Source organism: Hymenobacter sp. UYCo722, from assembly GCF_040547115.1.
Taxonomy (GTDB): domain Bacteria; phylum Bacteroidota; class Bacteroidia; order Cytophagales; family Hymenobacteraceae; genus Hymenobacter.
The window spans coordinates 39,359-66,006 of sequence record NZ_JBEPPC010000009.1 but is presented as its reverse complement, the minus strand read 5'-3'; the positions used below and the strand labels follow the sequence as shown (position 1 = coordinate 66,006).

The following is a 26,648-nucleotide window of genomic DNA, read 5'->3' as shown; positions in this document are numbered from 1 at the left end:
TATTTCCTGCTTCCTCCTCCCCCTCCCCTACCGGCCGTGCCAGTGGCGGTTTTGCAGCTTGTAGGCGGCCAGCTCGCGGTTCGACCACAGGGTTTGGTATATCTGCTGGTCGTGCAGCAGCTGCGGGTCTTTTTCCATCATTGCCAGCAACTGCTGAAGCAATTCGACCGTCTCTTCCTTCAGCGAGTAGTACATCCAATTGTCGAGCCGGCGCACGTTCACCAAACCTGCATTCTTTAAGTACGATAATTGCCGACTGGTTTTGGTCTGCGTAAAATCAAGCACCTGTTCGAGGTCGGCCACCACCATTTCGCGGTTGCGCCACAGCAAATGCAGGATGCGGACGCGGCTTTCGTCGCCCAACGATTTAAAAAGTTGCTGCCCGAAAGCAACCGTGAAATGTTTCAAGCGCATCTGCTGTCTGGGAAGGGAGTTCCGCCCTTCGTTCATTCTCACCCAAAGGTATCAACGCCCCCGCCCCGGCAAGCGTATATTTGTTCTTCCGCTATCTGAATATGCCTGATTTCTTGCGCCTTCGAGGCCTTCCCGTATTTATTGCCGTGCTCCTGCTGAGTTTGCTGCTGGCCGCGCCCGGCGCGCATGCCCAGGGCAAGCGCCAAGTCATTCAGTTCACCGGCATCGTGGCCAGCGGCGATAGCCTGCTTGGCGTGCCTGGGGCCACCATCTACGTGCCCAAGGCCGGGCGCGGCACCTCGTCCAACATATACGGCTACTTTTCGATGGCTGTGCTGGCCGGCGACAGCATTGTGATTCGTTCGCTGGGCTACGCCAACCAAACCATCGTTATTCCGCCCGATTTCCGCCGCCAGAGCTATTCGGTCGTCATTCAGCTGATTGAGGATGCCACCGTGCTGCCCGAGGTGCGCGTGTTTCCATACACCACCGAGCGCGACTTCAAAAAGGCTTTTCTGGCCCTGCGCCTGCCCACCGAGCGCGGCAGCGCTGCCGCCGACAACCTGAACGAGGAGTTGATGAACCGCATTTTCCGCACCCAGCCCGTGGGCGCGACGGCCAACTTCCGCCAGACGATGAGCAACCAGAGCCTCGACTACGACCGCAAAATGGGCATGGCTCCCAACCAATATTCCAACAACCCGCTGCTCAATCCTTTCAGCTGGCTCCAGCTTATTCAGCAGGTGAAAAAGGGCGAGTTTAAGAAAAAAGCCAGCAACGACGACTATTAAATCCGAATTCAACGGACTGGCACTGAATAAGCCTCTGTTTTTCGTCTCCGGGCCTTACCGAGCTTCGGCTTGCGACTGGAACGGACGTTGCTGCTGACAATAGTATAAACCGGCCTTTATAAACAAAGGCCGGTTTTTTCGCGTTTTAACTTGACGGCTTGCCCCCGCTGAACCACAAAAAATCCGTTCAGTTCGTTGGAATCTGTCTAATCTGAGGTCTCTATGGATACTAACCTTCCCGTTTCGGATAAGCCCCGCGTGGTCATCGTGGGCTGTGGTTTTGGCGGCCTGCGTCTGGCCCAGGCACTGCGCAAAGCGCCGGTGCAAGTCGTAGTGGTCGACCGCAATAACTACCACAACTTCCAGCCGCTGCTGTACCAGGTAGCCACCGGGGCCCTCGAAGCCGACAGCATTGCGTACCCGATTCGCAAGATTTTCGCGGGGCAGGAAAACTTCTTCTACCGCATGGCCGATGTGCAACGTGTCGACCCGGCCGCCAACACGCTAATCACCAGCGTGGGCGATATCCGCTACGATTACCTGGTGCTGGCCACGGGCTCGCTCACCAATTTCTTTGGTTTGGAGAGCATAGAGCGCAACGCCATGCAAATCAAGAGCATCCCCAATGCCTTGAACCTGCGCAGCTTCATTTTTCAGAACTTCGAGAAGGCCCTGCTCACCAGCGACCCCGCCGAGCGGCAGGCGCTGCTGAACATCGTGGTCGTGGGCGGCGGGCCCACGGGCGTCGAAATCAGCGGCTCGCTGGCCGAGATGCGCAAGCACGTACTGCCCAAAGACTACCCCGAGCTCGACCTGCGCGCCATGCAGATTTTTCTGGTCGAAGCCGGGCCGGCGCTGCTCGGGCCAATGTCGGCCGCCTCGCAGGCCGACGCGCTGCGCTACATTAACGAGCTAGGTGTGCTCGTGCATCTGAACACGGCCATTAAGCGCTATGAGGATGGCAAGGCCTACTATTCCGATACCGAGTTTATTCCGACCGAAAACCTGGTGTGGGCCGCCGGCGTGAACGGGGCCGAAGTGCCCGGCCTGCCCGCCGAAGCCGTGACCCGCAACAAGCGCATCACCGTGAACGGCTGGAATCTGGTGCAGGGCCAGCACAACATCTTCGCCATCGGCGACGTGGCCAACATGGTAACGGCCGACATGCCCCAAGGCATGCCCATGCTCGCCCCCGTAGCCCAGCAGCACGCCGACCACCTCGCCACCAACCTCCAGCGCATGCTGCGCATCGAGAAACCGCTCGACTTTGTTTATAACAACAAGGGCTCAATGGCCATCGTGAGCCGCAACAAGGCCGTGGTCGACCTGCCCGGCAACATTCACTTTCGCGGCTTTTTCGGCTGGCTCACCTGGCTGTTTGTGCACCTGATGACGCTGGTCGGCTTCCGCAATAAGGTGGTGGCCCTGGTCGACTGGGCTTTCAGCTACTTTAGCTCCGACCAGGCCCTGCGCCTCATCATCCGCCCTTTCAGTCGGCGCGATGTGAAGGATGACCGGGGCAAAAAAAGCGCCGAACATCGCACCGCCACGGCCGAGTATAATGCCACGCCGCCGGCCATTCAAGTGGAAGCGTAAAGGGCTGTTTTAGTTTGATTAAAGCACGTCATGCTGAGCGAAGCCGAAGCATGACGTGCTTCTGTAGCTATTTGTTAGGCGATAGCCGGACCCGCCACCACAACCTGCATATCTTCGGCATTCAGGTAGTGCTGCGCCAGGGCCTGCAGCGCCTCGGCATCGGCGGCTTCGGTTTGCTGCACAAACTGGGTGTAATAATCGGCTGGCAGCCCCAGAAACACCAGGTTCTTGTACTTGTCGCACTGCTCGAAAACGGTAGACAATTCGTTGGCGAACTTGCCCAGCAAATAGCTTTTCACCGTTTCCAGCTCCTCGGCCGGGATGGATTCTTCCCGTAGGCGGCGCAGCTCCGATTCAATTTCGCTCACCGCGAAGTCGGCGCTTTCGCCTTTCACGTCGGTACCGATTACGAGGTAAGTACCGTACTCGCGCGGAGCCACGCTGGCGTAGATGCCGTAGGTCAAGCCCTTGTCTTCGCGGATGTTACGCATCAGGCGCGAGCCGAAGTAGCCGCCCAGCACGTTGGCCAGCAGTTTCAGGTGGTGCGTGTCGGGGTGGGTGGGCGCGGGCCACGGCCGGCCCATGCGGATGGACGCTTGCAGGCTGCCGGGCACGGCCACGCGGTCGGGCGCGGTCACGGCGGCTTCAGGCAACACAGCGTTAGGGTTGGGAAGGGCCGCGCCGGCCAGCGCGTCGGTACCGAAGGCCTGGGCCACCAGGTCGCGCTCGGCGGCCACGTCGCCGCACAAAAACAGCTCGGCATTGGCCAGCGAGTAGGCCGCGCGGTGAAAGGCGCGGGCCTGTTCGGCGGTGAGGCTCTGGTAGGCCGCTTCGTCGAAAGGCTGGCCGTAGGCGGTATCCGCCCCAAAAAGCAGCTCATTGAAACGCTCGGTGGCGAGGTAGCTGGTTTTCTGGCGTTCCACGCGCACGTTCTGAATGGTGCGGGTTTTTAGCTGCTGCAATTCGGCTGCCGGGAAGGCGGGATTCGTCAGCACATCCAGCACCAGCGGCAGCAGCGTGGGCAGGTGGCGCGTGAGGCAATAGAGCGTGAGCGTGGCCCGGTCGAAGCCCGAGTCGCATTCCAGCGACGCGCCGTAAAAGGCTACTTCGTCAGCAATCTGGCGGGCGGTGCGGGTAGTGGTGCCTTCCAACAGAATGCGGGCGGTGAGGGAGGCCAGGCCGGGCGTAGGCTCGGCCAGCTTGCCTGCTTTGAAGACGGCTTGCAGGCGCACCACGGGCTGGGCATCGTTGGCCAGCACATGGAGGCGGGCCCCGCTGGGCAGGTTCAGCACCTCGGCGGCGGGCAGGGCCACGCGGGCCAGCGGCTGCACGGGAGGAGCAAGGGTACGGTCAAGCATTGTCAGGAAAAAAGAGGGATGAAGAACATAAAAAGAACGTCATGCTGAGCTTGTCGAAGCATCTCTACCGCGCAAAGTAATTAGTTGCTTTGCGCGGTAGAGATGCTTCGACAAGCTCAGCATGACGTTCTGAGGGCCAAATAGCGAGACTAGTTAGCGGGCGTGTCGCCGCGGGTGCCACCGGCCCCGTTCTCGTCGAAAGCGTCGGCCAGCTTGTTCAGGTTAAAGTGCAGGCCGATGCGAATGGTTTGGGCCAGCGGGTTGTTTTTGGTGCCGCTGCCGGTGGGCACCAAGTAGGTGCCATCGATGCCGAATACCTGGTAGCGCACGCCCAGGCCCAGGCTCACGTACTGGCGGTCGCCCTTGTCGGGGGCTTCGTAGAAGTAGCCGCCGCGGGCGTACAGCAGGTCGTTGTAGTTGTATTCGAGGCCGGTCGAGAGCACAATCTCGCGCACTTCCTCTTTGAAGCCGCCCGGAGCATCACCAAACGAGCTGAATAAAGCCGGGACGATGGTTTGTTTATTAAGGTCCCGGTTTTTCAGCTTAATACGCTCCAGCTGCGCGTCGCGCTCGGCCGGGGTGCCGCCCACAATCAACTCCTCGTAGTAGGGCGAAGGCACCAGCAGCTTGCTCGCGTCGAAAACCAGGGTGATTTTGTTATACTGGTCAATCTCACGGGTGATGGCCGTGCCCAGCTTCAGCGTAGTGGGCAGGAAGCTCGGATTCTCAGGGTCGGTGTATGTAATCTTATTGCCCAGGTTGCTCAGGGCCCCGCCCAGCGCCAGGTTGTAAATGCCGGTACCGATGGTCAGGTCCTTGTGGTAGTACACGCCCAGGTCGACGGCCGCCGCGTTGCCGGGCTTGGCGTCGTTGCCCTGAATGGCCCCGACCAGGTTGGAGCGGATGTACCGGGCCGACACGCCCACACCCAAATTATCGGTAAGCTGCAGGCCGTACGACACCGCAAAAGCGTACTCCTTGGGGCTGAACGAGCCGTAAGGCGTGTTGTTGGGCGTGCGGTAGTCAATGGTGCCCAAATCAAAATACATGAGCGACGCCCCGAATGCCGAGCGCGCCCCCACCTTGCCGTAGCCCGACAGGTAGGAGATGCTCATGTCGTCGGTGATGTTGCGCAGCCAGGGCGAGTACGACAGGCCCACCGAGTACTTGTAAGGCACGAAGCCCAGCTTGCCGGGGTTGAAGTACGAGGCGTTGGCATCGGGCGAGGTGGCCACCCCGGCATCGCCGAGGGCCGACGAGCGGGCATCGGGCGCGAGCGTGAGAATGGGCACCGCCGTGGTGATGGTGTGGGGATTGGCTTGATTCTGGGCCTGGGCCGTGGCTGCCGAAGCCAGCAAGCCCGCCGCCAGGGCCAGGCGCGAACGCGAAACGAGTAGTTGCATAAGGGGGAACAAATCGGCCAGGGCGCGGCCGGGACGCAAAGAAACGCGGAAATAAGATTAGTTGAGAATGACGAGCTTTTCGTATTTCGAAGCCACGGTTTGGGTACGCTGCGAGCGCACGGTGAGGCGGTACACGTACACGCCCCGGGCCAGCGGGTCGTCAAAATCGTCGCGGCCGTCCCAGCTCAGGCTGCGCGAGTAGCCATCGGTGGTGGCTACGCTGGTGTTCAGGGTACGCACCAGGTGGCCGGCGACCGTGAAAACCTGCACCTGCACGTCGAGGTTGTCGGGCTCGGCTCCGGCCTGGTTGTGCTCGAAGAAGAACGTAGTATGATGGGCAAATGGATTGGGGTAGTTCAACACATGGTCGAGGGCTAGCTTTTCGTCGTGGGCCACGATAAACTCAATCGTGCGCTCGGCCGAGTTGTTGTAGGTGTCCCAGGCCTTGAGCGTGAGCGAGTGCGGCCCGGCGGCCAGCGCCTTGTACGGGTTATTGACGCGGCCGATGGTGAAGTCGCCCACATTAGCCACGTACGTATCGTTCAGCGTCAGCAGTTTGGTGGGGTCGTGGTCGAGGATGGCCGTGATGTCGTGCCCAATGCCCGCGCCAGTGGTGTTGATACCGCTTTCGTCCTGCAGCTTGGCCAGCAGCGTGGTATTCTGAGCCGTGAGGCCACCAAAGGCAAACTGTTCACTGTCCATAAACAAGCTGATTTCCGGCGGCTTGGTGTCGCTGGGTGCCCCCTTGAAGGCACCGCCCACTTTGGGCAGCTGGTAGCCGTTGGCATCGGTGCCGTGGCCGGCGTCGGCGGCATAAAGGCTGATTTTGCCCACGCCCACGTTGTAGTTAATGTCCTTGGGCACCACGAAACTCAGGCTAAACTGCCCATTCACCACATCGGCCTGCCCGCCATAGATGATGCTCTCTTGTACTATTACAGCCCGGCTTGAATCTCCCCATGTAATAGGCAGACTGGCGATATATTCGTCGCCCAACGTCTTCACCTTGGTGGGCTTGTCGTAAATAGTGACCTGGGCCCGGCCGGTAAAGCTGGTGCTCAGCGCACCGCCGCTCAGCACCTTGCCGTGCAGGCGCACGCGCGACAGGGCCAGCAGCGTGTCGGCCGTTACCCAGGCTCCTTTGGTGTTGCGGCGGCGCACGCTGTCGAGTACCACCGTCTGGCGTGGGTAAGCCAGCGTCATGCTGGGGTCGGCCAGCAGCGTGTAGTTCCGGTTGTTGATAACGCCCGGCAGCCCCGGCCCCGGATAGTCATTCTTGCTCAACATAATGGCCGTGCCAATGGCCGGGAACTGCCCGCCCGCCAGCGGCTGCAGTATCCGGTTGAAGTAGGCCTTGTTGAGCTCCGCGTTCGAGCCCGCATCCACCACCCGCGTGGTGGTGAACAAGCCTATCGCGCCGCCGGTGGTGTTGTCAGTCAGCACCTGCTCGCCGGCCGAGGTGAAGTCCGGATTGTCGTAGGTACTGAAATCGCAGGTGCCCGTGGTGAAGAATGCGAGGTTGTTGCTGTTGCGCAGCGCCAGCACCGAGGCATTACTCACAATCTGTTCATCGGCCCATCCTTTGGGGCCGCCATGGCCCAGGTAGTTCACAATTAACGAGCCCTGCTCGATGGACTGGTCGATGGCCTGATTCGCGGCCGGTGAGCGCTGCCCGGCCGCCACGGCCAGCTGCGGGTAAAGGTCTAGGTACACTTTGTGCACGTTGTACACCGGGTGGTTGGTCTGGATAATGTCCGTAATCAACTCCGAGCCGTAGCCCACGAACAGGTCGCCGTTGCCATCGTCCGACACCAGCGTAATGCGGTTGCGCCACTTGCCGAACGACGGGGCCGCGTCGTAGCTCTTCACTTTGTCGACCATCGTCCGAGCCTGGTCGGTGCTGGTGAGCTCGCCCTTGGGCTGGCGCACGGGTAGCCGGCCCACGCCCACATCAAGCAGCTCGGTACCGGGAGTGGTTTCGCTCCACTCGCCCTCGTTGTCATCGAGCAAAGCGTAATAGTCGTCCGAGGAGTAGCTGCTCACCGCTCCAAAGGCCGTCAGCGACTCGCGCGACTGGTAGGTGGGCACGAGGTTCTGGTTGGCTTTGTCGAAATCGGCGTCGCTCTTGAACGGCACCCGGTCGCGCCACCAGGTCGGCTCGAAGTCCTTGTTATTGTAAGGGTCCGATTTATAGTCGAATGAAGCATCGCCGAAGAGCAGCAGCTGCAGGTGCTTGCCAGCCGGAGCCCGCTCATATACCTGCTTCATCAGGTCGCGGATGGCCGTCACGTCCTGCCCGCCCGAGGCATACTCGTTGTACACCTCGGTGGTCGTTACCACCACGGCGCGCAGGTTGTCGTGCTGGGCACGGTGGTCGGCCAGGCGCTGGGCCTGCCCCCGGAACGCAGGCGGAGCCACAATCACCAGGTCGAGGCGCTGGTCGAGGTTGATGGCGTGCAGGTTCTGGCTGGATACTTTGCCAAAGGCCCGCGGCGTGGCAAACGTGCCGCCGCGCTCCAGAGCCACGAATTCGCGCAGGGTATCGGCCGGAGCCACGAAGGTCCCGCTCGGGTCAAGCGGCTGGGCGCGGGCCTGGCGGGGGTTGGTCACGTCCCACACCTGGGTGTTGGCGGTGGTACCCGCGAGCACGTAGCGGTTCCGGGCCCCGGGTGCGATGTTGACCAGCGTGCGGAACTCGAGCTGCGCGCCGCTCAGGCGCAGCTGGCGCTCGGCATTAAGGTCGAGGTAGTCGAGGTAGCCGCCGGCGGTGCCGTCGGGGCTGCTGTACGTCAGGCCCACTTTCAGCTCGCTGCCGGGGCTGGCCAGCGTGGCCTGCAAGGTCGAAGTGCCCGTAGTAGCCACGGCGCAATAATCGCAGTTGGGGCGTTGGGTGAGCGTAATGCTGCCCAGCGCCGCGCCATTAAGGGTAAACTGGAACAGGCTGGGCGTAGTTGAACCGGCCAGCACCGAGGCAAACACGCGCACCGGCGCACCGGCTACCAAGTCCGGAATTCCCGAAAACGCGAAATCCTGCTGCCCACCGGCCCGGAAGCCCTCGCCCACCCAGTCGCGACCCGAGTGCAATAGGTTCAGCAGGTCGTGCTCGTGAAAAGCGCGATAAGTGAAGGTGCTGACGGTGGCAGCACCGGCTACGGGCAACGCGGCGGCGGTAGGCACCCGCAGGCCCGCCCGGCCGTTGGCCCCCACAAAGTAGTAAGTGGTGTCGGTGTAAATGTTGTTGCGATGCCGGAACACGCCGCCCTGCGCCTCCCAGGTGTGGGCCCCCGGCGAGTAGAACAGGAAGTATTCGTTGTCGTCTAATACGTTGTCGTTGTTGCCATCGACGAACAGAATATTGTTTTCGGCCAGGTCATCGGGGCGCTTGGCAGCGTTGGGCTGGGGCAGAATCCCCATCGAGTTGCCGTAGAGGTGCAGGTTTTTGGGGTTCAGGCTGGCCACGTTCAGGCCCATTTTGCTCAGGGTAGCCTTGTCGAGCTTGTACACGCCACTTTCGGCCACGCCGATTTTAAACCAGTCGCCGCTGGCCAGCACCGAACTCGGGCCGAAGACGTGGGCCGCGCCAGCCGTAGTACGCGCCGCCACGGGCTGGTAGCGGTAGTCGAACGCCACGAGGCGCTCGGGCTGGCCGGTTTGGGGACTGCGGCGGACCGGGCGCACACTCAGGTAGGTCACGGGCAGCTTCATTTCGGTGCCGGTGTTCAGGCGCGGCTCGGGGCTGGTGGGCAGGCGGGCGGCATCAAAGAGCTTGGCATCAGCTGGGGTGAAGGGCTCGTACACCAGGTTCAGCAACTCGCCCTGGGCAGCGGCCCCGGGCAGGCGCAGGCTGTACCAGCCCACCTGGTCGTCGAAAACCGCGCGGGCTTCCTCAAAAGTCGGCACTTTCTGATGGCGGGTACCCCGGGTGGGAACCTCGGCGTAGCCGCCCCACTTGATAACACCGTGCACGGCGTTTTGGGCCTGCGCCGGGGCTGCTCCCAGCCCCGCTATCACCCCCACCAACGCAACCAAGAGAGAAAAAGGACGCATATACACCTGATAATTTGCTACGTATCGTCGGCCGGGCCGCCCTCGCAACAGCAGGGCGGGCCTGGGGGTTCGCCGGCCAGCGGCTTCTTTAACCGCCGAAACCGGAATTTATTGCCACGCCGCCTCCAACTATTGCCATGTATCAGCGCGCTGCCGTTTTGGGCACCGACAGCAACACGTAGAGCAACACCACGAGCGGCACGGCGGCGGCCTGCAGCCCTAGCAATAATCCTGCCGCCAGCAGCAGGAAAATGAACCGGCGGCGATTATCCGCCCAGCGCAGGGTCTTGAATTTCAGGGCGAACAGCGGCAGCTCGGCTACCAGCAGGCCCGATAGCAGTATCGTGAGCCCCACCAGCACTATCGGGTTCAGGATGACGGCTTTCAGCCCAAAGGTGTCGTGCGAGAGAATGAGCGGCAGCGAAGCCACCACCAGCGTGCAGGCCGGGGTGGGCAGGCCGATGAAGGAGGTAGTCTGCCGGGTGTCGTTGTTGAACTTGGCCAGCCGCAGGGCCGAAAAGATGCTCACTGAGAACCCCACGTAAGGCAGTATTTCGGTCAGGGCCGTGCTTCGTAAGGCGTAGCCCGCATCGCCGGGTTCCTGCCCGGTTGCCATATACAGCAAGCTAAACAGCATCGCGCCCGGCACCACGCCAAACGATACCATGTCGGCCAGCGAGTCCAGGTCTTTGCCGATGGCCGACGATACGCGCAATGCCCGGGCCAGCAGGCCATCGGCAAAGTCGGCCAAGGCCGCCGCAGCTACCAGCCAGGCACCCGTTTCGAGTTCTCCGGCAAAAACGTATTTCAGCGCCAGGCAGCCGCACAGCAGGTTGAGGCAGGTAACGGCGTTGGGCAGATGTCTTTTCAAAGGTCAATTATCAGTTAGCAATAAACAACGAGCAAAGATGCAGCGCAACGAACAGCCTTGCTCATTGCTTTCTGCTCGCTACTCATTGTAGGAACGGGTTACCGCGGCGCTCCTCGCCGATGGTGGTGGCGGGGCCATGGCCGGGGTATACGGTGGTGGCATCGGGCAGGGTCATTAGCTCGGTGGCGATGCTTTGCAGCAGCAGGGCATGGTCGCCGCCAGGCAAATCGGTGCGGCCAATGCTGCGCTGAAAAAGCACGTCGCCCCCGATAACGGTCGCCGTGGGCTCGTGGTAGAAGACGACGTGGCCCGGGGCGTGGCCCGGCGCGAAGCGCACTTCCAGCTCGGTCTGGCCGATGCGTACGGGCTGGCCGGCGGCCAACTCACCGGTGGGCTCAGCCGGCTGGTACTGCGGAAAGCCGTAGTTGCCGGCGTAGCTGGGCACGGCGCGCAGGGTGGGCAAATCGTGCGGGTGCAGCAGAAACGGCGTACCCGGCCAGGTGCTCAGCACGAACTGGTTGCCAAGCACATGGTCGATGTGAGCGTGGGTGTTCAGCAGCAGCGCCACCTGCAGGTTATTCTCCTCGATGTAGCTGCGCAGGGCCTGCTGCTCGCCAGCCGAGTAGCAGCCGGGGTCCACGATGGCGCACTGCTGGGTGGCCTCGTCGATGAGCAGGTAGGTATTTTCGGAAAAAGCGTTGAACGTGAAACCGGCGACCGTCATAGCGACTTCTAGGTGTAGATATGCAAAGCGGAAAGGTACAACCGCCACCCGAATGCCCCGTGCCCCCGAAGCCCCGGCCCCGGCCCCTCCGCGCCCGACACGCCTGATTGATTATGTTCTTGTTCTGCCCTTTGGCTACCTTCGATTAGTATGCCAACGCCCCCTTTTTATGCGTCTCAAATCCTTCCTCTACTACTTGCTGCTGGCCTTGGTGGGGGCTACAGTAGCCGGTTGGCTGAAAGTGCCGATTTCCATCTGGTGGGCCGAACCGCTGCGCAATAAGCTGGGGCTCGCTACGGGAGTGGCGCTGTTTGAGCTGTTCCGGCTGTGGCCGTACTATCTGCTGGGCATTGGCGTGCTGGCCGTGCTGGCCCCTTGGGTAGCCCGCACGGCGCAGGCCCGGCGCGTGGCGCTGCTGCTTGGCACCGCCCTCGGTGCTTTGCTACTGGCGGGCTACTGCTTGTTCAGGGGTTACAGCTACGGACGTATCTATGCGTTGCACGCGCTGGCCGGCGAACCGCAAAAACCCTGGTACACTTGGCTTGAGTGGCCCTATGATGTATGGTTGCTGCTGATTTATAGCATCGCCGGTTTCTGCGTGGGCTGGTGCTACTACCAATGGCTGATACGCCCGAAGCGCGAGGCTCCGCAGGCTGCTTTGACATAGAATCCGTTAGAATATAAACATCAGTATGTTGCCAAAATTAAGTGCTCCCAAAGCTGGTGCTTTCCGGGCCATTTCCCTACCTTGCCAGCCATGACGGACTGTGACTTCTTGCTGGTGGGCCATGGCATCGCGGGTGCCACGCTGGCCTATGTGCTGCGCGAGCGCGGTCATCGTGTGCTCGTGTACGACCCCGGCCAGGCCAATTCGGCCTCTAACGTGGCGGCCGGACTGATGAACCCGGTGGCCGGCAAGCGCTTCGCTCTGAGCTGGCGCGCCGCCGAGCTGCTGCCCGCCGCCGCTACTTTCTACCGCGCCATCGGGCAGCGCTTCGGCCAGTCCTTCTTCACGGAGACCCCGATTTTCAAAATTTTCAGCTCGCCCGAAGAGCAAAACAACGTGCTGGCCCGCAGCGCCGACCGTCCCTGGGGCGATTTCGTGGCTTCGCTCGCCACCACCGACCCGGGCCTGCCCGGCGTGCACGCGCCCTTCGGCGGGGCCTGGCTGCGGCACGGCGGCCACGTGGCCGTGCGCGAGCTGCTGGCTGCCCTGGCCGAAGAGGGCCACCAAGCCGGCTGGCTGCGACCAGAGGCCTTCGACTGGACGCAGGTGCAGTTTGATGCCACCGGGGCTACCTACGCGGGGCAGGTACGCGCCCGCCATCTGGTGTGCTGCGAAGGCGCAGCCGCCGTGCGCAATCCCTATTTCAGCTGGCTGCCGCTCACGCCCAACCAGGGCGAGGTGCTCGACGTGGAATGCGCCGACCTGAGCCCGGCACAGGTACTGAACCGCGGGGCCTACGTAGTGCCGGTGGGCGGTGGGCGCTTTCGGGTGGGTGCCACCTACCGCTGGCCACCGTTTGCCCCGGGCATCACGGCTGTGGGGCGCGAGGAGCTGGCGGCGCGGCTCACCGTGGTCACTGACCTACCGTTTGCCGTAGTGGAGCAGCGTGCCGGGGTTCGGCCCGCTGTGCGCGACCGCCGGCCGCTCATCGGCCCCCACCCCTCCGTGCCCAGCCTCAGCTTTTGTGGCGGCTACGGCTCGAAGGGCGTGATGCTGGCCCCACGCCTGGCTACGCTGCTGGCCGACTGGCTGGTGGGCCAGGCCGAACTCTGGCCCGATGCCAGCGTGCAGCGCTACAACGCCTTGCAGCCCGTCGGCGTACGGTGAGCGCGGGGCAGCCTCCGCAAGCACCCGGCATCAACTCTACCTTTTCGCCCCTACCTTACCCGGCTTGTTACCCGCTCCAAACGGCTGCGGACGGGGTTAAACCCGGACTGGAATTTTTTTTCTACGCCGACGGATTAATTTTTTGCTTTTGCTCGTTGCCCTCCTACTATGACTAACTCAGTATTCGCAAAAGCGACCCTGGCCGGACTGCTGGGGCTGGCCGGAGCCCTGCTCGCCCCCACCGCGCAGGCCCAGACGGCGCAGGAGCCCTTCGGCCGGGTGCGGGTGCAGTACCAGCAGCCGCGCTGGCAGCAGTTCACGACCCAGAATTTCAATATTCTGTATTATCAGGGGGGCGAAGCCAGTGCCCGCCGCGCCGCCGAGTACGCCGAAAAGGAGCTGAGCCGCATCACGGCGCTCATTGGCTACTACCCGTACTCGAAAACCACGCTGCTATTCTACAACTCGGTGGGCGACCTGCGCCAGAGCAACATTGGCCTGACGGCCACGCAGCAGCAGATTAACGGCGGCGAAACCCCGCTGGCCCGCATGAGCAAGGTGCAGATTGCCTTCAGCGGCCAGGAAACCGAGTTTAAGCGCGAGCTCAGCACCCAGATAACCCAGGTGCTGCTCAACGACATGATGTACGGCGGCTCGTTGAAGGAAGTGCTGCAAAGCAGCTACCTGTTGCAGCTGCCCGACTGGTTTATCGGCGGGGCTTCGGCCTACGCCGCCGAAGGCTGGAGCGTGGACATGGACGGCTACATGCGCGACATGACCAAGCGCTACCCCGCCGGCAACCGCACGGCCCCGTTCTTTCTGCGCAGCCCCACGCTGGCCGGCCAAAGCATCTGGAACTACGTGGCCGAGCGCTACGGCTACACCACTATCCAGAACATTCTGAACCTGACGCGCATCACGCGCGACGTGGAGGTGGGCATCAGCTCGTCGCTGAACGTGCCTTATAAGGTCTTCCTTAAAGACTGGCTGGGCTACTACCGCGACCTGAACGGCCAGCCCGTGGCCACGCTGGTCGAGCCCGATGCCAAATTTCGCCAGAACGGGCGCAACCGCCACGCCGACGTGTTTTCGCAGCCCGTTATCAGCCCCAATGGCCAGCTGGTTGCCTATGCCCAGAACGAGGGCGGCCGCTACCGCGTAATGGTGGTGGACCGCGATGGCAAGCACCGCCGCATTTTGCGCCGGGGCGGCTACAAAACCCCCGACCAGCAGGTCGAAACCCGCCTGCCCCTGGTGGCCTGGCGCGGCAACGGCCAGGTAGCCGTGGCCGAGATGCGCCACGGCGAAATGGACCTGCACCTCTACGATGCCGGCGGCCGTGGGCTGGTAGCGCGGGTGCGGGAGGCCATTCGGTTGTCGCGGCCCGAGTCGGTGTTCTCGGGCTTCGAGCAGGTGCTGAGCATGAGCTATTCACCCGATGGCAAGGCATTGGTGTTTAGCGCCGTGCGCAACGGGCAGAACGACTTGTTTATCCTGCGCGCCGGCAGCCGCAAAGTTGAGCAGCTTACCAACGACTTGTTCGACGACGTGCAGCCGGTATTTCTGCCCAGTGGGCAAAGCCTGGTTTTCAGCTCGAACCGCTACCTCGATTCGCTGGGCCGCGCCCGGCCGGCCTCGTTCCAGAACGTGGTGAACAACTACGACCTGTTTGCCTACCACCTCGACGGCCGCGCCCTGCCCGTGGAAACGCTGGTGAGCACCATCTCGAACGAAACCCGGCCCCGCGCCCTGTCCGACGACGAGATTATGTACCTCGGCGAGGAAAGCGGCGTGCGTGCCCTCTACCGGTACTCTCTAACGACCAAGCAGCAAACGCTGGTTAGCAACTGGCTGCCCAACACCCAGGATTTCGACTATAACACCACAAGCAAGGCACTGGTGTTCGTGGCCCCGGCTCAGGCCCGCGACATCCTGTATGTGTACCCGCAGTATGAGTTGCCCCCGGCGCTGCCCCTCACCAAAACCGCCCGCCAGAAAACCCTGGAGGACCGGTCGGTAGCGGCTGTAGCCCCCAAGCCGGCTCCGGCACCCACGGCGGCCGAGCCGGCAACGGCGGCACCTACGACCGGCATGGTCACCGATTCGACCGCTACGCCGGTACCGGCCCGCCGCCGCAAAAAGACCGACACCGCCGTGAACACCAGCGACTACCAGTTCGAGGAAGACGAGCCGACGCCGGCCAACGGTACCGTTCCTTCGGCGGCAGCCCGGCGGCGACGCCTCACGCCAACGGCGGCGTCTAACGCCGCTGTTGCGGCCACCGCCGCGCAAACTGCCAACCCCGTGGCCGGCCCCTACCGCTACGATACCCGCTTCATGGTCGACAACGTGTCGAGCGCGCTGTACGTGGACCCGCTGCTGGGCCTGGGCCTGCAGTTCAAGGCTGTGCTCACGGACGTGCTTGAAAACCAGCGGCTCGATGCCAGCCTGTTTGGCCTGTTCGACCTGCGCACCAGCAACATCCGGCTGGCCTACACCAACCTCACCCACCGCTACGACTGGGGCGTATCCTACCAGAAACAGGCCTATTTTTTTGAAGCCGGCAACGGTGGTAGCCTGCGCTACGGCCGGCACGAGGTTGCGCCCACCATCAGCTACCCGCTCACGCATAATTTGAGCGTGCGCGGTGGGCCCCGGCTCATGAACATCTCGCGCACTATTCTGGGGGATATCTCGACGGATAACGACCAGTCGTTCAACTATGCCGGGGTGAATGCGGAGCTGGTTTTCGATAACACCCTGATAACCGGGGTAAACATGATGCAAGGCACCCGCATGAAGGCCAGCGTGCTGAGCCTGAAAAACCTGAACGACGGCGGCCTGAGCTACGGCAAGTTTGTCGTCGACCTGCGCCACTACCAGAAAATCAGCCGTTCGCTGGTGTGGGCTAACCGGGCCAGCTACGGGCAGTTTTTTGGTCCGCGCGCGCAGGTGTTCCGCCTCGGCGGCATGGATGACTGGTTGAATGCCGGCTACGCCGACTCTCGCTTCCTGCCCAATTACAGTGCCGTCGACCAGGTATTCGGGCAGGAGTTCGTAACCAACATGCGCGGCTTCGACTACGGAGCCCGCAACGGCCCGCGCTATCTGGTCTTCAATAGTGAGTTGCGCTTTCCGATTGTGCAGTACTTCGCGCGGCGGCCCATTTACTCGGGCTTTTTCCGCAACCTGCAGCTTTCGGGCTTCGCCGATGCGGGCACCGCCTACTCGGGCACCAACCCCTTCAGCACCGACAACTCGGCCAATACCCGCCGGCGGGAGTACAGCCAGTACTTCTCGGCCACGGTTATCAACTTTCGCAACCCCTTCCTGATTGGTTATGGGGCGGGAGTGCGGAGCACGCTGCTGGGCTTCTACGGCAAGTTCGACGTGGCCTGGGGCCAGGAAAACTACGTGACGACCAGCCCGCACTACTATTTCACGCTGGGCTACGACTTCTAAGGTCGCGGCCGCCAATCCCTGGTATCAAGCAACGCGTCAGGCCGGATTAGCTCCGCCTGGCGCGTTGTTTTTTATCCCCCCGCTGGGCAGTTCGGGCGTATCTTTGCGGCCCGAAACCCAACCTGCGTCCGTGCTGCTCCGCGAAATATCCACCCTGCTGGCCAAAGACTTCCGCCTCGAATGGCGGCAGCGCGCGGCGTTGGGCGGCCTGCTGCTTTACGTAGGCAGCACGGTGTTCGTATGCTTTCTGAGCTTTAGCCTGCGCGGCGGCACGCCCCCGCCTCCGGCCTGGAATGCCCTGCTGTGGGTGATTCTACTATTCGCGGCCTTAAATGCAGTGGCCAAAGGCTTCATGCAGGAAAGTCCCGGGCAGCGGCTGTACTACTACACGCTGGTGCGGCCCCAGGCCGTTATTCTGGCCAAGATGCTCTACAACACCCTGCTGCTGATAGCGGTGGCGCTGCTCGGGCTGTTTCTCTACACCGTGTTTTTGGGTAACCCCATTCAGGATGCACCACTATTCGTGGCCAACCTGCTGCTGGGGGCCGTGGGCTTTGCTACTACGCTCACGCTGGTGTCGGGTATCGCGGCCAAGGCGGGCGGCAACGGGGCCACGCTCATGGCCATCCTGGGCTTCCCGCTGATGGTGCCCATGCTGCTGCTGCTCATCAAGGTGAGTAAGAACGCCCTCGATGGGCTGGACCGCGGCCTGAGCCAGCAAGCGCTACTCACGCTGCTGGCCCTGAACATGATAGTGGGCGCGACTTCGTACGTACTGTTTCCTTTTTTATGGCGCGGCTAAAACTCTCTTGCGGATTAAGTCATTAGTAGTAAGAAGTAAGACAGCAATTATCGCCCGGCTTCTCGCATGATGACGGTCTCACTACTTACTATTCTTTACTAAGCACTTATTTATGAGTACAGCGGCAATTATCGGCAGTGTATCGGGCATCGTGATGACGGTGGGCGGCGTGTGGGGCGGGCAGCGCCTGGTGGAGCAGCGCGGTGGCGGCGCACTGTGGAAAGGCCTGGCCGTGCTCCTGATTGTGGGGGCCTCGGTGGCCGGCCTGCTGGCCCCGGTGCCGGCCCTACCCATCGTGAATGAAAGCATTCGCAACCTGTTTTTCCACGTGCCCATGTGGTTTGCCATGATAATGGTGCTGCTCGTGTCGGTGTGGTATTCCATCCGCTACCTGCGCGAGCCGTCGGCGCGGCTCGATGTACTGGCCCACGAGTCGGCCAAAACCGGCATTGTGCTGGGCCTGCTGGGCCTGGCTACCGGCAGCCTGTGGGCGCGCTACACCTGGGGCGCGTGGTGGACGCCCGACCCGCGCCTGAACGGCGCGGCCGTAGCCATGCTCATCTATGGCGCTTACCTGGTGCTGCGCGGCTCTTTTCAGGATGAGCAGCAGCGGGCACGGGTGTCGGCCATCTATAACATTTTCGCCTTCGCGGCGGTCATTCCGCTGCTCTTCGTACTGCCCCGTTTGAGCGGGCCTTCGCTGCACCCGGGCCAGACCGGCAACCCCGGCTTCAACCAATACGACCTCGACAACACCATGCGCAAGGTGTTTTACCCCGCCGTTATCGGCTGGATTTTGTTTGCCTTCTGGGTGGCCCAGGTAAGCAGCCGCTACGTTTTCCTGAAACTGAAACACGATGAATAATAAGCTTTTTGCCCGCCCGCTGGGTTACTTCTTTCAACTACTCCTACCGCTGCTGTTTCTAGCCTCAATGGCTTTTGCCCAAACGCCCGAGGCCGCCCCGGCCATGGCCGATGACTTACGCGCCAGCGGCAAAATTTACGTGGTGGTGGCCGTGGTGGCCGTTATCGTGGCGGGGTTGCTGGCCTACCTCATTTCGCTCGACCGGAAGGTGAGCCGCCTCGAAAAAGAAATTAAGGCCTAGCCGGGCACCCAAGCCCCACCAGACTTGTTATCATCTCATCATAGTCTATACTTAAATAACTGCCCGGCAACAGCGCCGTTTGCAACCGAAAGTAAGCGTGAGCTGAACTCTGTGAAATCCGCTTAAAACCGTGCTAAACCGTCGTTTATGAAGAAGACGCACCTGTTTGTCATCGCCATCATTGCGGTGGCCGCCGCCATCATTCTCAGCACCACCGCCGATGCCAGTGTGTACGTGGGCTTCGGCGAGGCCCGCGCCCGTGCCGCCGAGGGCAACAGCACCAAGGTGCACGTGGTGGGCAAGCTCCCCCGCGACGCACAAAAGCACCCCATGGGCCTGGAATACGACCCCGTGACGGACCCCAACTACTTTGCCTTTACGCTGGTTGATACCACCCACCTAGCCCAGCGCGTGGTGTACAACAACCCCAAGCCGCAGGATTTCGACGCTTCCGAGCAGGTAGTTATCACGGGCTGCATGAAGGGAGAAGTGTTCATGGCCGATAACATATTGCTGAAGTGCCCCAGCAAGTACGTGAAGAAGGACTTGCAGGGCGCGACGGCTTCGGTCAATTAATTGCTGGCGAGCCCACTCCCTTTGCAGCACCCGGTTTCTGTCACGCTTCGTCGCGTCGGAAAACGGGTGCTGTTTTCATTGCTGCTGGCTGGCTTCTTAGCTGGCAACGCCTTAGCTCAGGTAGCCAACGACAACATCGAAAACCGCCGCATGCTGCGCGCCGGCGAAACCATTACCTCCAGCACCGCCGGCTGCACCGTGCAGCGTAGCTGCGTGGACGAGCGCCTGACCGGCAAGTGCATCGAATACCACAACGACCAGTGGTTTGAGTTCACACCAAAGGTTGCGGGGCGTTATTTTGTGAACATCGGGGGGCAAAAATGCCGCGATGTGCGGGGCGTACAGTTGGTGGTTACGACCGGGCAGCCGTGCCAGCCAGCCACGTACCGGGTGCTCAGCTGCACTTCGCTCGGCACCCAGGACGACGTGTTCGTGACGCTGGATTCGCTGCGCGCCGGCCAGCCCTATTTGCTGGACGTGGATGGTTACCTCAAGGATTTTTGTCAGTTCAAACTGCAGGTGAGCGACCGTGCGGTGGGCGTACCAGCCGTGCCGCTGCCCGCTACGATAGCCGGCGCACTACCGGGCAGCAACCGCGTCGTTCACCTCGAATGGACGTTGCCCGACTCGCTGGCGGCCGCCGCGCGCTGCCGGGTGCTACGCCGCGAGTTGCGCGAGTTCAGAAGCAGCGAGCGGGTGCGGGTGCCAGTGGGCCGCAACACGCTGGGCGGCCAGCCTACTGCCTATACCGCCACCGATACCCTGCCCCACCCGGGCTACTACCTCTACCAAATAGTCGCTGATGCCGGCCCCGACGGCCAGCCGCCCGCGCTGCTGCGGCAGCAATGGGTGTCGTTCAGCCAGCTGAACCCGCTGCTGGACCAGCCGCCTCAGGTGCCGCACCTCGTGCTGCCGCTGGGCAAGTACCCGCGCAATGCCCGGCTGTCGGTTATCATCTCCAACCCGGCCAATGGGCAGGTGCTGCTCTCGCGGCAACTGGTGAGCAAGCCCGACGACAAAAGCCAAGGCTGGCTCCCGGTAAGCAAATGGCAGGACGGGGGGCTAAAAAAAATTGCCGTCGAAATCATTTGTCATCCCCCGAGCGGCGACTTTTTCGTCGACCGTTTGTTATTGAGTCTCCCGGCTCCGGCGGCGCGGCCGTAAATTTGCCCGATATTATTTGCTTATGAACTTATTAGTAGGACGAATCGGCCATTTCAGCGTTATTCTGGCCTTCGCGGCGGCGCTGGTGGCGGCGTATGGCTATTTCCAGGCCTCGCGGGGCCGGGCGCTGGGCCAGGAAGACCCGAGTTGGCTGCGGCTGGCGCGCGGCGCGTTTTTCGTGCACGGCGCGGCCATCATCTCCGTGATAGTGTGCCTGTTCAACATCATTCACGCGCACCGCTACGAATATTACTACGCCTGGAGCCACAGCTCGAACCACCTGCCGGTGCAGTACATGATTTCCTGTTTCTGGGAAGGCCAAGAGGGCTCGTTCCTGCTCTGGATTTTCTGGCACGTCGTCATCGGCCTGTTCATCATGCGCTACAACAAGAAGTGGGAAGCCCCGGTGATGGCCGTTTTCAGCGGCGTGCAGGTGTTTCTGGTGAGCATGATTGTGGGCGTGGTGGTCGGTGGCGTGCGCATTGGCTCGTCGCCCTTTATCCTGCTGCGCGAGTTCCTCACCGACCTGCCGGTGTGGAAGATGAACCCCAACTTCGTGCCCAAGGACGGTACCGGCCTCAACGCCCTGCTTCAGAACTACTGGATGGTGATTCACCCACCCACGTTGTTCCTGGGCTTCGCGCTTACGCTCGTGCCCTTTGCCTTCGCCATCGCCGCCCTCTGGAAGCGTGAGCTCACGGCCTGGGTGAAACCGGCCTTGCCCTGGACGCTCATTGGCGGCGGAGTATTGGGCGTGGGCGTGGTGATGGGCGCTTACTGGGCCTACGAAACGCTAAACTTCGGTGGCTACTGGAACTGGGACCCGGTCGAAAACGCCGTGTACATTCCGTGGCTGGTGCTGGTGGCCTCGCTGCACGGCCTGGTGCTGTGGCAGAAGCGCCGCACGGGCCTGCGCACCGCGTTTGCGCTGGTGGTGGCTACGTTCGTACTCATCCTCTACGCGACCTTCCTCACGCGCAGCGGCGTGCTGGGCAACGCCTCGGTGCACTCGTTTACGGACCTCGGCCTGTCGGGCCAGCTGTTCATCTACATGGCCGTTTTCACGGTGCTGGCCGTGGCGCTGCTGATTTCGCGCTGGAAGGAAATCCCGATTTCGGCAAAGGAGCTGGATGCCTACAATCCCGAGCTGTGGGTATTTGTGGGAGCCACGGTGCTATGCCTCGGCGCGTTCCAGGTGCTGTTTACAACCAGTATTCCGGTGTATAACTCGTTTATGGGGCTCATTGGCATCAAGACCAACGTGGCCCTGCCCGCCGACCAAATTGCCCACTACTCCAAGCTGCAATTGTGGATGGGCGTGGGCGTGGCCCTGCTTTCGGGCATCGCGCAGGTGATGTGGTGGCAGCGCAACAACAAGGAAACGCTCATCAACTCCCTCACCGCGCCCACGCTGCTGGCCCTGCTGGGTACGGCCCTGGTAGTCCTGCTGGTGCGTTACAATGGCCTCAGCATTTCGCCGGCCTACGTGGTGCTCACGCTGGCGGGCCTGTTTGGCGTGCTGGCCAACTTTGGGATGATTTTCACGCTGTTGCGGCGCGGCGTGCGCCTGTCGGGCGGCGCGGTGGCCCACCTGGGCATTGCCCTGATGCTGCTGGGCATTCTGGCTTCGTCGGGCTACTCCAACATCATCTCGCGCAACGTGTCGGGCCTGCTGTATTCGCGCGAATTCAGCGAGGATTTGAACCGCGATAATGTGCTGCTGTGGCGCAACGAAACCGCCCCCATGCACGGTTATCAGCTCACCTACACCGGCCAGTATTTCGAGGTACCCGGCGTGCCCGGCTACGTCGATAAGCAGTTCCTCTTCCGCACTGATGACGACTATAAAGCCGTAGCCCGCGCCCCCATTGCCGCAGAAGGCAAAACGTACTACGCCACCGGCGACACAGTGAACATCCTGCCGGAAAACACCTACTACCGCATCAACTACCGCGACCAGAAGTCGGGCGAGCAATTCGTGCTATACCCCCGCGCCCAGATAAACGACGAGATGGGCGGTGGCGGCCTATTAGCTTCCCCGGCCATCAAGAAATTCTGGGGCCACGATATCTACACGCACATCAACTCGGTGCTTGACCCGCGCAAGGAAAAGCCCTGGAGCGAGGCCAAAGAATACACGCTGAGCGTGGGCGACACCATCTTCCTGAACGACTACTTCGCCGTGTTCCGGGCCATTGAGCCGGCCCACGAAACCGCTGGTCTCAACATGCAAAAGGGCGACCTCGCCCTGCAGGCCGACATGATTGTGAGCGGCGAGAAGCGTGAATACCACGCCCACCCCGTGTTTGTGGTGCGCAACCGCATGGTGGGCCGCGTGCCCGACGAAGTCGAAGACCTCGGCGTGCGCCTGAGCCTGAACGCCATCGACCCGGTAAAAGGCAAGTTCACCTTCGGGGTGAGCACCACCCAGAAGGACTACGTGATTTTGAAAGCGATGGAGAAACCCTTCATCAATTTACTCTGGAGCGGTACCCTGCTCATGGCCATTGGCTTCGGCCTGAGCGTGCGCCAGCGCGGTGGCAAAGGCGTGCTCAGCAACGAGGTGGCGGCCGAAGTTGAAGTTTCAGCCGCGCCCACGGGCCGCGCCGTGCGGCCCCAACCGGCGGGCTAGTTCCGACCATATCTGAGGCAAGAAGCCGCTCCAGCTAACGGAGCGGCTTTTTGCTACTATCATTCATGATTAAATCTTCAGTGCTTCCTGCCACCCCGCTACGCATTGGCTTGTTTGGCGCGGGCCGCGTGGCCAGCCAGTTGGGTCCAGCCCTGGTAGCGGCGGGCCATCAGGTAGTATTTGTATGGAGCCGCACGCCGGCCGCTGCTAAAATTCTGGCGAGCCAGTTGCCCGGCACAACGGCGCTGCCCACCCCCGCCCCGCCCCTGCCACCGGCCGACGTGTACCTCCTGGCCGTGCCCGATGCCGCCGTGGCCCCGCTGCTGGCCGCCACCACCTGGCCCGCCGGGGCGCTGGTGGCCCACTTGGCCGGGGCGCTGTCGCTAGCGGTTCTTGAAGCGCAGCCGGACGTGCGTGCCGGTGTGTTCTACCCGCTGCAAACGTTTAGTCCCGGCCGGTCCATCGACTGGCCCACGGTGCCGCTGTGCATTGAGGCAGCTGATAATCAGACCGAAGCTACTCTGCTGGCCCTGGCCCACAGCCTGAGCCGCAACGTGCGCCGCCTCAATTCCGCCCAACGATTGAAGCTGCACGTGGCGGCCGTTTTCGCCAACAATTTCACCAACCACCTGTTGGGAATTGCTGATGCCTTGCTGGCCGAAGCCGACCTGCCCGCCGCGCTCCTGGCCCCGCTGGTGCGCGAAACAATTGCCAAAGCCCTGGCCAACTCCCCTTTCGAAGGGCAAACCGGCCCGGCCGTGCGGCACGATGCGCCCACGCTGGCCGCCCACCAGGCAGCCCTGGCCGCCCATCCGGCCTGGCAGGCCCTGTATGTGCAGCTCACGGCCAGCATCCAGGCGCAGCTTTGATGCCGGGACCGGGGGGAGTACCTTTGCGGCGGCAAATGCCGTGTATTATTCGTCTTTATTGATTCCTGTTTTGGCTGTTCCCGCTACCACCATCACCTTCCAGTTCAGCGACGGCCAGCCGGCCCAAACCCACGTGGCGGCCGCCGGCGAGTCGGTGCTCGACGTGGCCCTGAACAATGGCATTCAGCTGCAGCACAACTGCGGTGGCGTGTGCGGGTGCAGCACCTGCCACGTTTACATCAACGCGGGCGGCGACGACCTGCCCGAGATTTCCGACAAGGAAGAAGATTTCATCGACCGCGCCGAGAACCCGCGCATCAACTCGCGCCTGGCCTGCCAGTGCGTAGTGGAGCCGGATATGCAGCTGGTCGTCAGCATCCCCCCCCAGCACTTCCTGGGCCACTAGTTTTTGGGGTAAGAGGGTGTAGGGGTAGGAAGGCATGCGTTTTATTGCCCTTTTTCATTCTGCTAGCAGCAACTCCTACCCTCCTACCCCCTTACCCTCATACCCTAACAAAATGCCCCATTTCGAGCCGCCCATGCATTGGGCCGACCACGAGGATATCGCCATGGCCCTTTACGAGAAGTTCGGCAACGACTTCACCGAGGCCAAAATCTACCGCATCCGCTTTACCGAGCTAATTGAGTGGATACTGACCCTGGACAACTTCGATGGCACCCGGGAGCAATCGACGGAGGGCCATCTGGAGCAAATCCAAGCCAAGTGGGTATACGAGTGGCGCGATAACCAATAATGGAAGTGCCGGGGCCGCTGGCCAGCCAACCCCACGCCGGATTCCCGCGTAAGCGGGTTTGAAATGGCGCTTTGCGGCCGTTTTAGGCCTTTCCGCAGCCTTTACCCGGGCGGTTTTTCTTTTCCTTTTTGTTTTTTTGCATGAAAACCGGCATCATTAAATTTTTCAACGAAGCCAAGGGCTATGGCTTCGTGACCGACGACCAAACGAAAGAAGATTTTTTCGTACACGTAACCGGCCTGAACGGGGCCACCGTGCAGCAAGACGACCGGGTGGAATTTGAAACGCAGGAAGGCCGCAAAGGCATCAACGCCGTCAACGTGCGCAAAATCTGAGCTTGAAAGCAAATTGGTGGCCGCGCCCCGCGCCATCGCATAAGCCTCTCCCGTCACGGAGAGGCTTTTTTGTATCCCGCCCACCCTCATCCCGCTCCCGCAAGCCCGCCTCTTTCGCCGACCTTTGCGCTTCCGCTCCGCGCCCCCACCGATGAACCCGCTGCCCCCCAAGCCCCCTGCCCTGCCGCCGCCGCCCCCGGCCGAGCACCTGCGCACGGCGCTGCCCACGCTGGTGCGCTGGCCCAACCTGCTGATTATGCTGCTGTGTCTGGCCCTGGTGCGGGCGGGCCTGCTGCTGCCGGAGCTGCCGCTGCGCCAGTCGCTGCTGGCCCCGCGCTTCGGGCTGCTGGTGTGGGCGGCGCTGCTGGTGGCCGCGGCGGGCTACATCATCAACGACTATTACGATGTGAAAATTGACGCCATCAACCGGCCCGACCGGCTGGTGATTGGCCGCGTGGTGAACCGGCGCATGGCCATGCTGGCCCACTTGGCGCTGAGCGGGGTGGGCGTGCTGGTGGCGGGCTGGCTGCATCCGGTGCTGGGGGCCGTTACGCTGGGCACGGCGCTGCTGCTGTGGGGCTATTCGGCGCGGTTCAAACGGGTGGCGCTGGTGGGCAATGTCAGCATTGCCACCCTCACGGCGGCGCTGGTGCTGCTGCCCGAGCTGCAATTGCAGCTGGAGCGCAACGACAGCCACAGCGTGGTGTGGCCCTACGCGCTGGCCGCGTTTCTGCTAACGGTGGTGCGCGAGATTATGAAGGACGTGGAAGACATGCGCGGCGACGCGCAGCACGGCTGCCGCACGCTGCCGCTGGTTTGGGGCGTGGCGCGCACCAAGTGGGTAGCCGGTTTTTTCCTGGCTTGCCTGGCGCTGCTCACCCTTGGGGCGACGGGCCGGCTTTTTGCGAGCGGGCACTGGCCGCTGGGTCTGTGGCTGACGCTGCTGGTGCTGCTACCTATGGCTCAGCTGGCGCGCCTGCTCATCCGGGCCGACCGGCGGCGGCACTTTCGGCACCTCAGCACGTTCTGCAAGGGCATCATGCTGGCCGGCGTGCTGAGCATGGCCCTTGCCGGCTCATTATAATGGTTAACGGTCAGTGATTAATTACTAGTATCAATGAGTGACCCACTTTCCCGTTCCGCTTCGACTATTAACCACTAATCGTTAATCATTAACCACTGCTAATGAAATACCGTCACCTCTTCTTCGACCTCGACCACACGCTGTGGGACTTCGAGAAAAATGCCAACGAAACCCTGCACACCCTCTACGAGCGACACGATTTTGCTCGCTTCGGCACGTTTTCGGTGGAGGAGTTTATCCGGCTGTACAGCGACATCAACCACGCGCTCTGGCGCTTGTACCAAAGCAATAAAATCACGCAAACCCAGCTGCGCGAGGTACGCTTTGTGCGTACCCTGACGCGGCTTGGCGTGCCCGAAGCGGATATTCCGGCCACCATCTCGGCCGAGTTCACGGATATTCTGCCGCAGAAATCAGCAGTCTTTCCCTATACCCACGAAGTGCTCGACTACCTGAAGCCCAACTACCGGCTGCACCTCATCACCAACGGCTTTCAGGACGTGCAGGGCCTCAAGCTGGCGTCCTCCAACCTAGCTCATTACTTCGAGGAAGTTATCACCTCCGAGCACAGCGGCCATCTCAAGCCCGACCCGCGCATGTTCGCCCACGCCCTGGAGCGCACCGGTGCCACGGCAACCGAGAGCCTGATGATTGGCGACAACCTGGAATGCGATGTGTTGGGCGCATACAACGCCGGCATCGACCAAGTGTATTTTAACCCCGATAAGCGGCGTCATTTTAATGATATTACCCACGAAATCAGCTGTTTGAGCGAGCTGAAGGAGTTTTTGTAAGAACCTTGAATAAAAAGAACGTCATGCTCAT

The 26,648-nt window shown here is 61.9% G+C and carries 23 protein-coding genes; 17 read left to right on the top strand and 6 right to left on the bottom strand.

Translation table 11 applies throughout. From position 1 onward, the window contains the following. Window positions 1–27: 27 nt before the first annotated feature. Window positions 28–414: an ArsR/SmtB family transcription factor gene (locus ABIB44_RS18320; protein ID WP_354586125.1), complete on the bottom strand. Its 387-nt coding sequence runs from the start codon at window positions 412–414 to the stop codon at window positions 28–30. A 101-nt stretch (window positions 415–515) separates the two neighbouring features. Here ABIB44_RS18320 and ABIB44_RS18315 point away from each other — a divergent pair, with 101 nt between their 5' ends. Both ABIB44_RS18315 and ABIB44_RS18310 read left to right on the top strand, forming a co-directional pair. Then, on the top strand, window positions 516–1,205 hold the full coding sequence (locus ABIB44_RS18315) for a carboxypeptidase-like regulatory domain-containing protein (protein ID WP_354586124.1): 690 nt from the start codon (window positions 516–518) through the stop codon (window positions 1,203–1,205). Between the two features lie 222 nt (window positions 1,206–1,427). After that, a complete protein-coding gene (locus ABIB44_RS18310; RefSeq protein WP_354586123.1) occupies window positions 1,428–2,801 on the top strand; it encodes an NAD(P)/FAD-dependent oxidoreductase in 1,374 nt (457 codons plus the stop codon). Window positions 2,802–2,875: 74 nt separating this feature from the next. On the opposite strand, the gene ABIB44_RS18305 is transcribed toward ABIB44_RS18310, so the two are convergent. The 5 genes from ABIB44_RS18305 to ABIB44_RS18285 all read right to left on the bottom strand — a co-directional run bounded on the left by ABIB44_RS18305 (window position 2,876) and on the right by ABIB44_RS18285 (window position 11,204). Beyond that, window positions 2,876–4,159, bottom strand: coding sequence for a M16 family metallopeptidase (locus ABIB44_RS18305; RefSeq protein WP_354586122.1), 1,284 nt, complete (start codon window positions 4,157–4,159; stop codon window positions 2,876–2,878). Window positions 4,160–4,308: 149 nt separating this feature from the next. Beyond that, the gene (gene porV / locus ABIB44_RS18300; RefSeq protein ID WP_354586121.1) at window positions 4,309–5,562 is read right to left on the bottom strand and encodes a type IX secretion system outer membrane channel protein PorV; all 1,254 of its coding nucleotides are present in this window, start codon (window positions 5,560–5,562) and stop codon (window positions 4,309–4,311) included. A 57-nt stretch (window positions 5,563–5,619) separates the two neighbouring features. Next, window positions 5,620–9,609: a type IX secretion system sortase PorU gene (porU, locus tag ABIB44_RS18295; RefSeq protein ID WP_354586120.1), complete on the bottom strand. Its 3,990-nt coding sequence runs from the start codon at window positions 9,607–9,609 to the stop codon at window positions 5,620–5,622. Window positions 9,610–9,751: 142 nt separating this feature from the next. Continuing rightward, on the bottom strand, window positions 9,752–10,480 hold the full coding sequence (locus ABIB44_RS18290; RefSeq protein ID WP_354586119.1) for a CDP-alcohol phosphatidyltransferase family protein: 729 nt from the start codon (window positions 10,478–10,480) through the stop codon (window positions 9,752–9,754). An 82-nt stretch (window positions 10,481–10,562) separates the two neighbouring features. Next, on the bottom strand, window positions 10,563–11,204 hold the full coding sequence (locus tag ABIB44_RS18285; RefSeq protein ID WP_354586118.1) for an MBL fold metallo-hydrolase: 642 nt from the start codon (window positions 11,202–11,204) through the stop codon (window positions 10,563–10,565). 169 nt (window positions 11,205–11,373) lie between these two features. On the opposite strand from ABIB44_RS18285, the gene ABIB44_RS18280 reads away from it, so the two are divergent. The 15 genes from ABIB44_RS18280 to ABIB44_RS18210 all read left to right on the top strand — a co-directional run bounded on the left by ABIB44_RS18280 (window position 11,374) and on the right by ABIB44_RS18210 (window position 26,617). Next, the gene (locus tag ABIB44_RS18280; RefSeq protein WP_354586117.1) at window positions 11,374–11,871 is read left to right on the top strand and encodes a hypothetical protein; all 498 of its coding nucleotides are present in this window, start codon (window positions 11,374–11,376) and stop codon (window positions 11,869–11,871) included. A gap of 90 nt (window positions 11,872–11,961) precedes the next feature. Further along, window positions 11,962–13,038 carry an NAD(P)/FAD-dependent oxidoreductase gene (locus tag ABIB44_RS18275; protein WP_354586116.1) on the top strand — a complete coding sequence of 359 codons (1,077 nt, stop codon included), beginning with the start codon at window positions 11,962–11,964 and terminating at the stop codon, window positions 13,036–13,038. A 168-nt stretch (window positions 13,039–13,206) separates the two neighbouring features. Then, window positions 13,207–16,500: a hypothetical protein gene (locus ABIB44_RS18270; RefSeq protein WP_354586115.1), complete on the top strand. Its 3,294-nt coding sequence runs from the start codon at window positions 13,207–13,209 to the stop codon at window positions 16,498–16,500. A 130-nt stretch (window positions 16,501–16,630) separates the two neighbouring features. Beyond that, window positions 16,631–17,302: a heme exporter protein CcmB gene (locus ABIB44_RS18265; protein ID WP_354586114.1), complete on the top strand. Its 672-nt coding sequence runs from the start codon at window positions 16,631–16,633 to the stop codon at window positions 17,300–17,302. 112 nt (window positions 17,303–17,414) lie between these two features. Next, on the top strand, window positions 17,415–18,167 hold the full coding sequence (locus ABIB44_RS18260; protein ID WP_354586113.1) for a cytochrome c biogenesis protein: 753 nt from the start codon (window positions 17,415–17,417) through the stop codon (window positions 18,165–18,167). Beyond that, a complete protein-coding gene (locus ABIB44_RS18255; protein ID WP_354586112.1) occupies window positions 18,160–18,408 on the top strand; it encodes a CcmD family protein in 249 nt (82 codons plus the stop codon). Before ABIB44_RS18260 ends, ABIB44_RS18255 begins: the two co-directional genes overlap by 8 nt. Window positions 18,409–18,555: 147 nt before the next feature. Beyond that, the gene (locus ABIB44_RS18250; protein WP_354586111.1) at window positions 18,556–18,984 is read left to right on the top strand and encodes a cytochrome c maturation protein CcmE domain-containing protein; all 429 of its coding nucleotides are present in this window, start codon (window positions 18,556–18,558) and stop codon (window positions 18,982–18,984) included. 66 nt (window positions 18,985–19,050) lie between these two features. Beyond that, the gene (locus tag ABIB44_RS18245) at window positions 19,051–20,148 is read left to right on the top strand and encodes a hypothetical protein (protein WP_354586110.1); all 1,098 of its coding nucleotides are present in this window, start codon (window positions 19,051–19,053) and stop codon (window positions 20,146–20,148) included. Window positions 20,149–20,170: 22 nt separating this feature from the next. Continuing rightward, window positions 20,171–22,780 carry a cytochrome c biogenesis protein CcsA gene (gene ccsA / locus ABIB44_RS18240; protein WP_354586109.1) on the top strand — a complete coding sequence of 870 codons (2,610 nt, stop codon included), beginning with the start codon at window positions 20,171–20,173 and terminating at the stop codon, window positions 22,778–22,780. A 65-nt stretch (window positions 22,781–22,845) separates the two neighbouring features. After that, the gene (locus ABIB44_RS18235; protein WP_354586108.1) at window positions 22,846–23,649 is read left to right on the top strand and encodes a Rossmann-like and DUF2520 domain-containing protein; all 804 of its coding nucleotides are present in this window, start codon (window positions 22,846–22,848) and stop codon (window positions 23,647–23,649) included. Between the two features lie 70 nt (window positions 23,650–23,719). Beyond that, on the top strand, window positions 23,720–24,055 hold the full coding sequence (locus ABIB44_RS18230) for a 2Fe-2S iron-sulfur cluster-binding protein (protein WP_354586107.1): 336 nt from the start codon (window positions 23,720–23,722) through the stop codon (window positions 24,053–24,055). 112 nt (window positions 24,056–24,167) lie between these two features. Continuing rightward, window positions 24,168–24,404 carry a Fe-S cluster assembly protein IscX gene (gene iscX / locus ABIB44_RS18225; protein ID WP_354586106.1) on the top strand — a complete coding sequence of 79 codons (237 nt, stop codon included), beginning with the start codon at window positions 24,168–24,170 and terminating at the stop codon, window positions 24,402–24,404. 140 nt (window positions 24,405–24,544) lie between these two features. Continuing rightward, window positions 24,545–24,739, top strand: a complete 195-nt coding sequence (locus ABIB44_RS18220) for a cold-shock protein (protein ID WP_354586105.1) — start codon at window positions 24,545–24,547, stop codon at window positions 24,737–24,739. Between the two features lie 124 nt (window positions 24,740–24,863). Continuing rightward, entirely contained in the window at window positions 24,864–25,823 is a 960-nt protein-coding gene (locus ABIB44_RS18215; protein WP_354586104.1) for a geranylgeranylglycerol-phosphate geranylgeranyltransferase, read from the top strand. 101 nt (window positions 25,824–25,924) lie between these two features. Further along, window positions 25,925–26,617 (top strand): YjjG family noncanonical pyrimidine nucleotidase, encoded by a 693-nt coding sequence (locus ABIB44_RS18210; protein WP_354586103.1) that lies wholly within the window; start codon window positions 25,925–25,927, stop codon window positions 26,615–26,617. Window positions 26,618–26,648 lie beyond the last annotated feature (31 nt).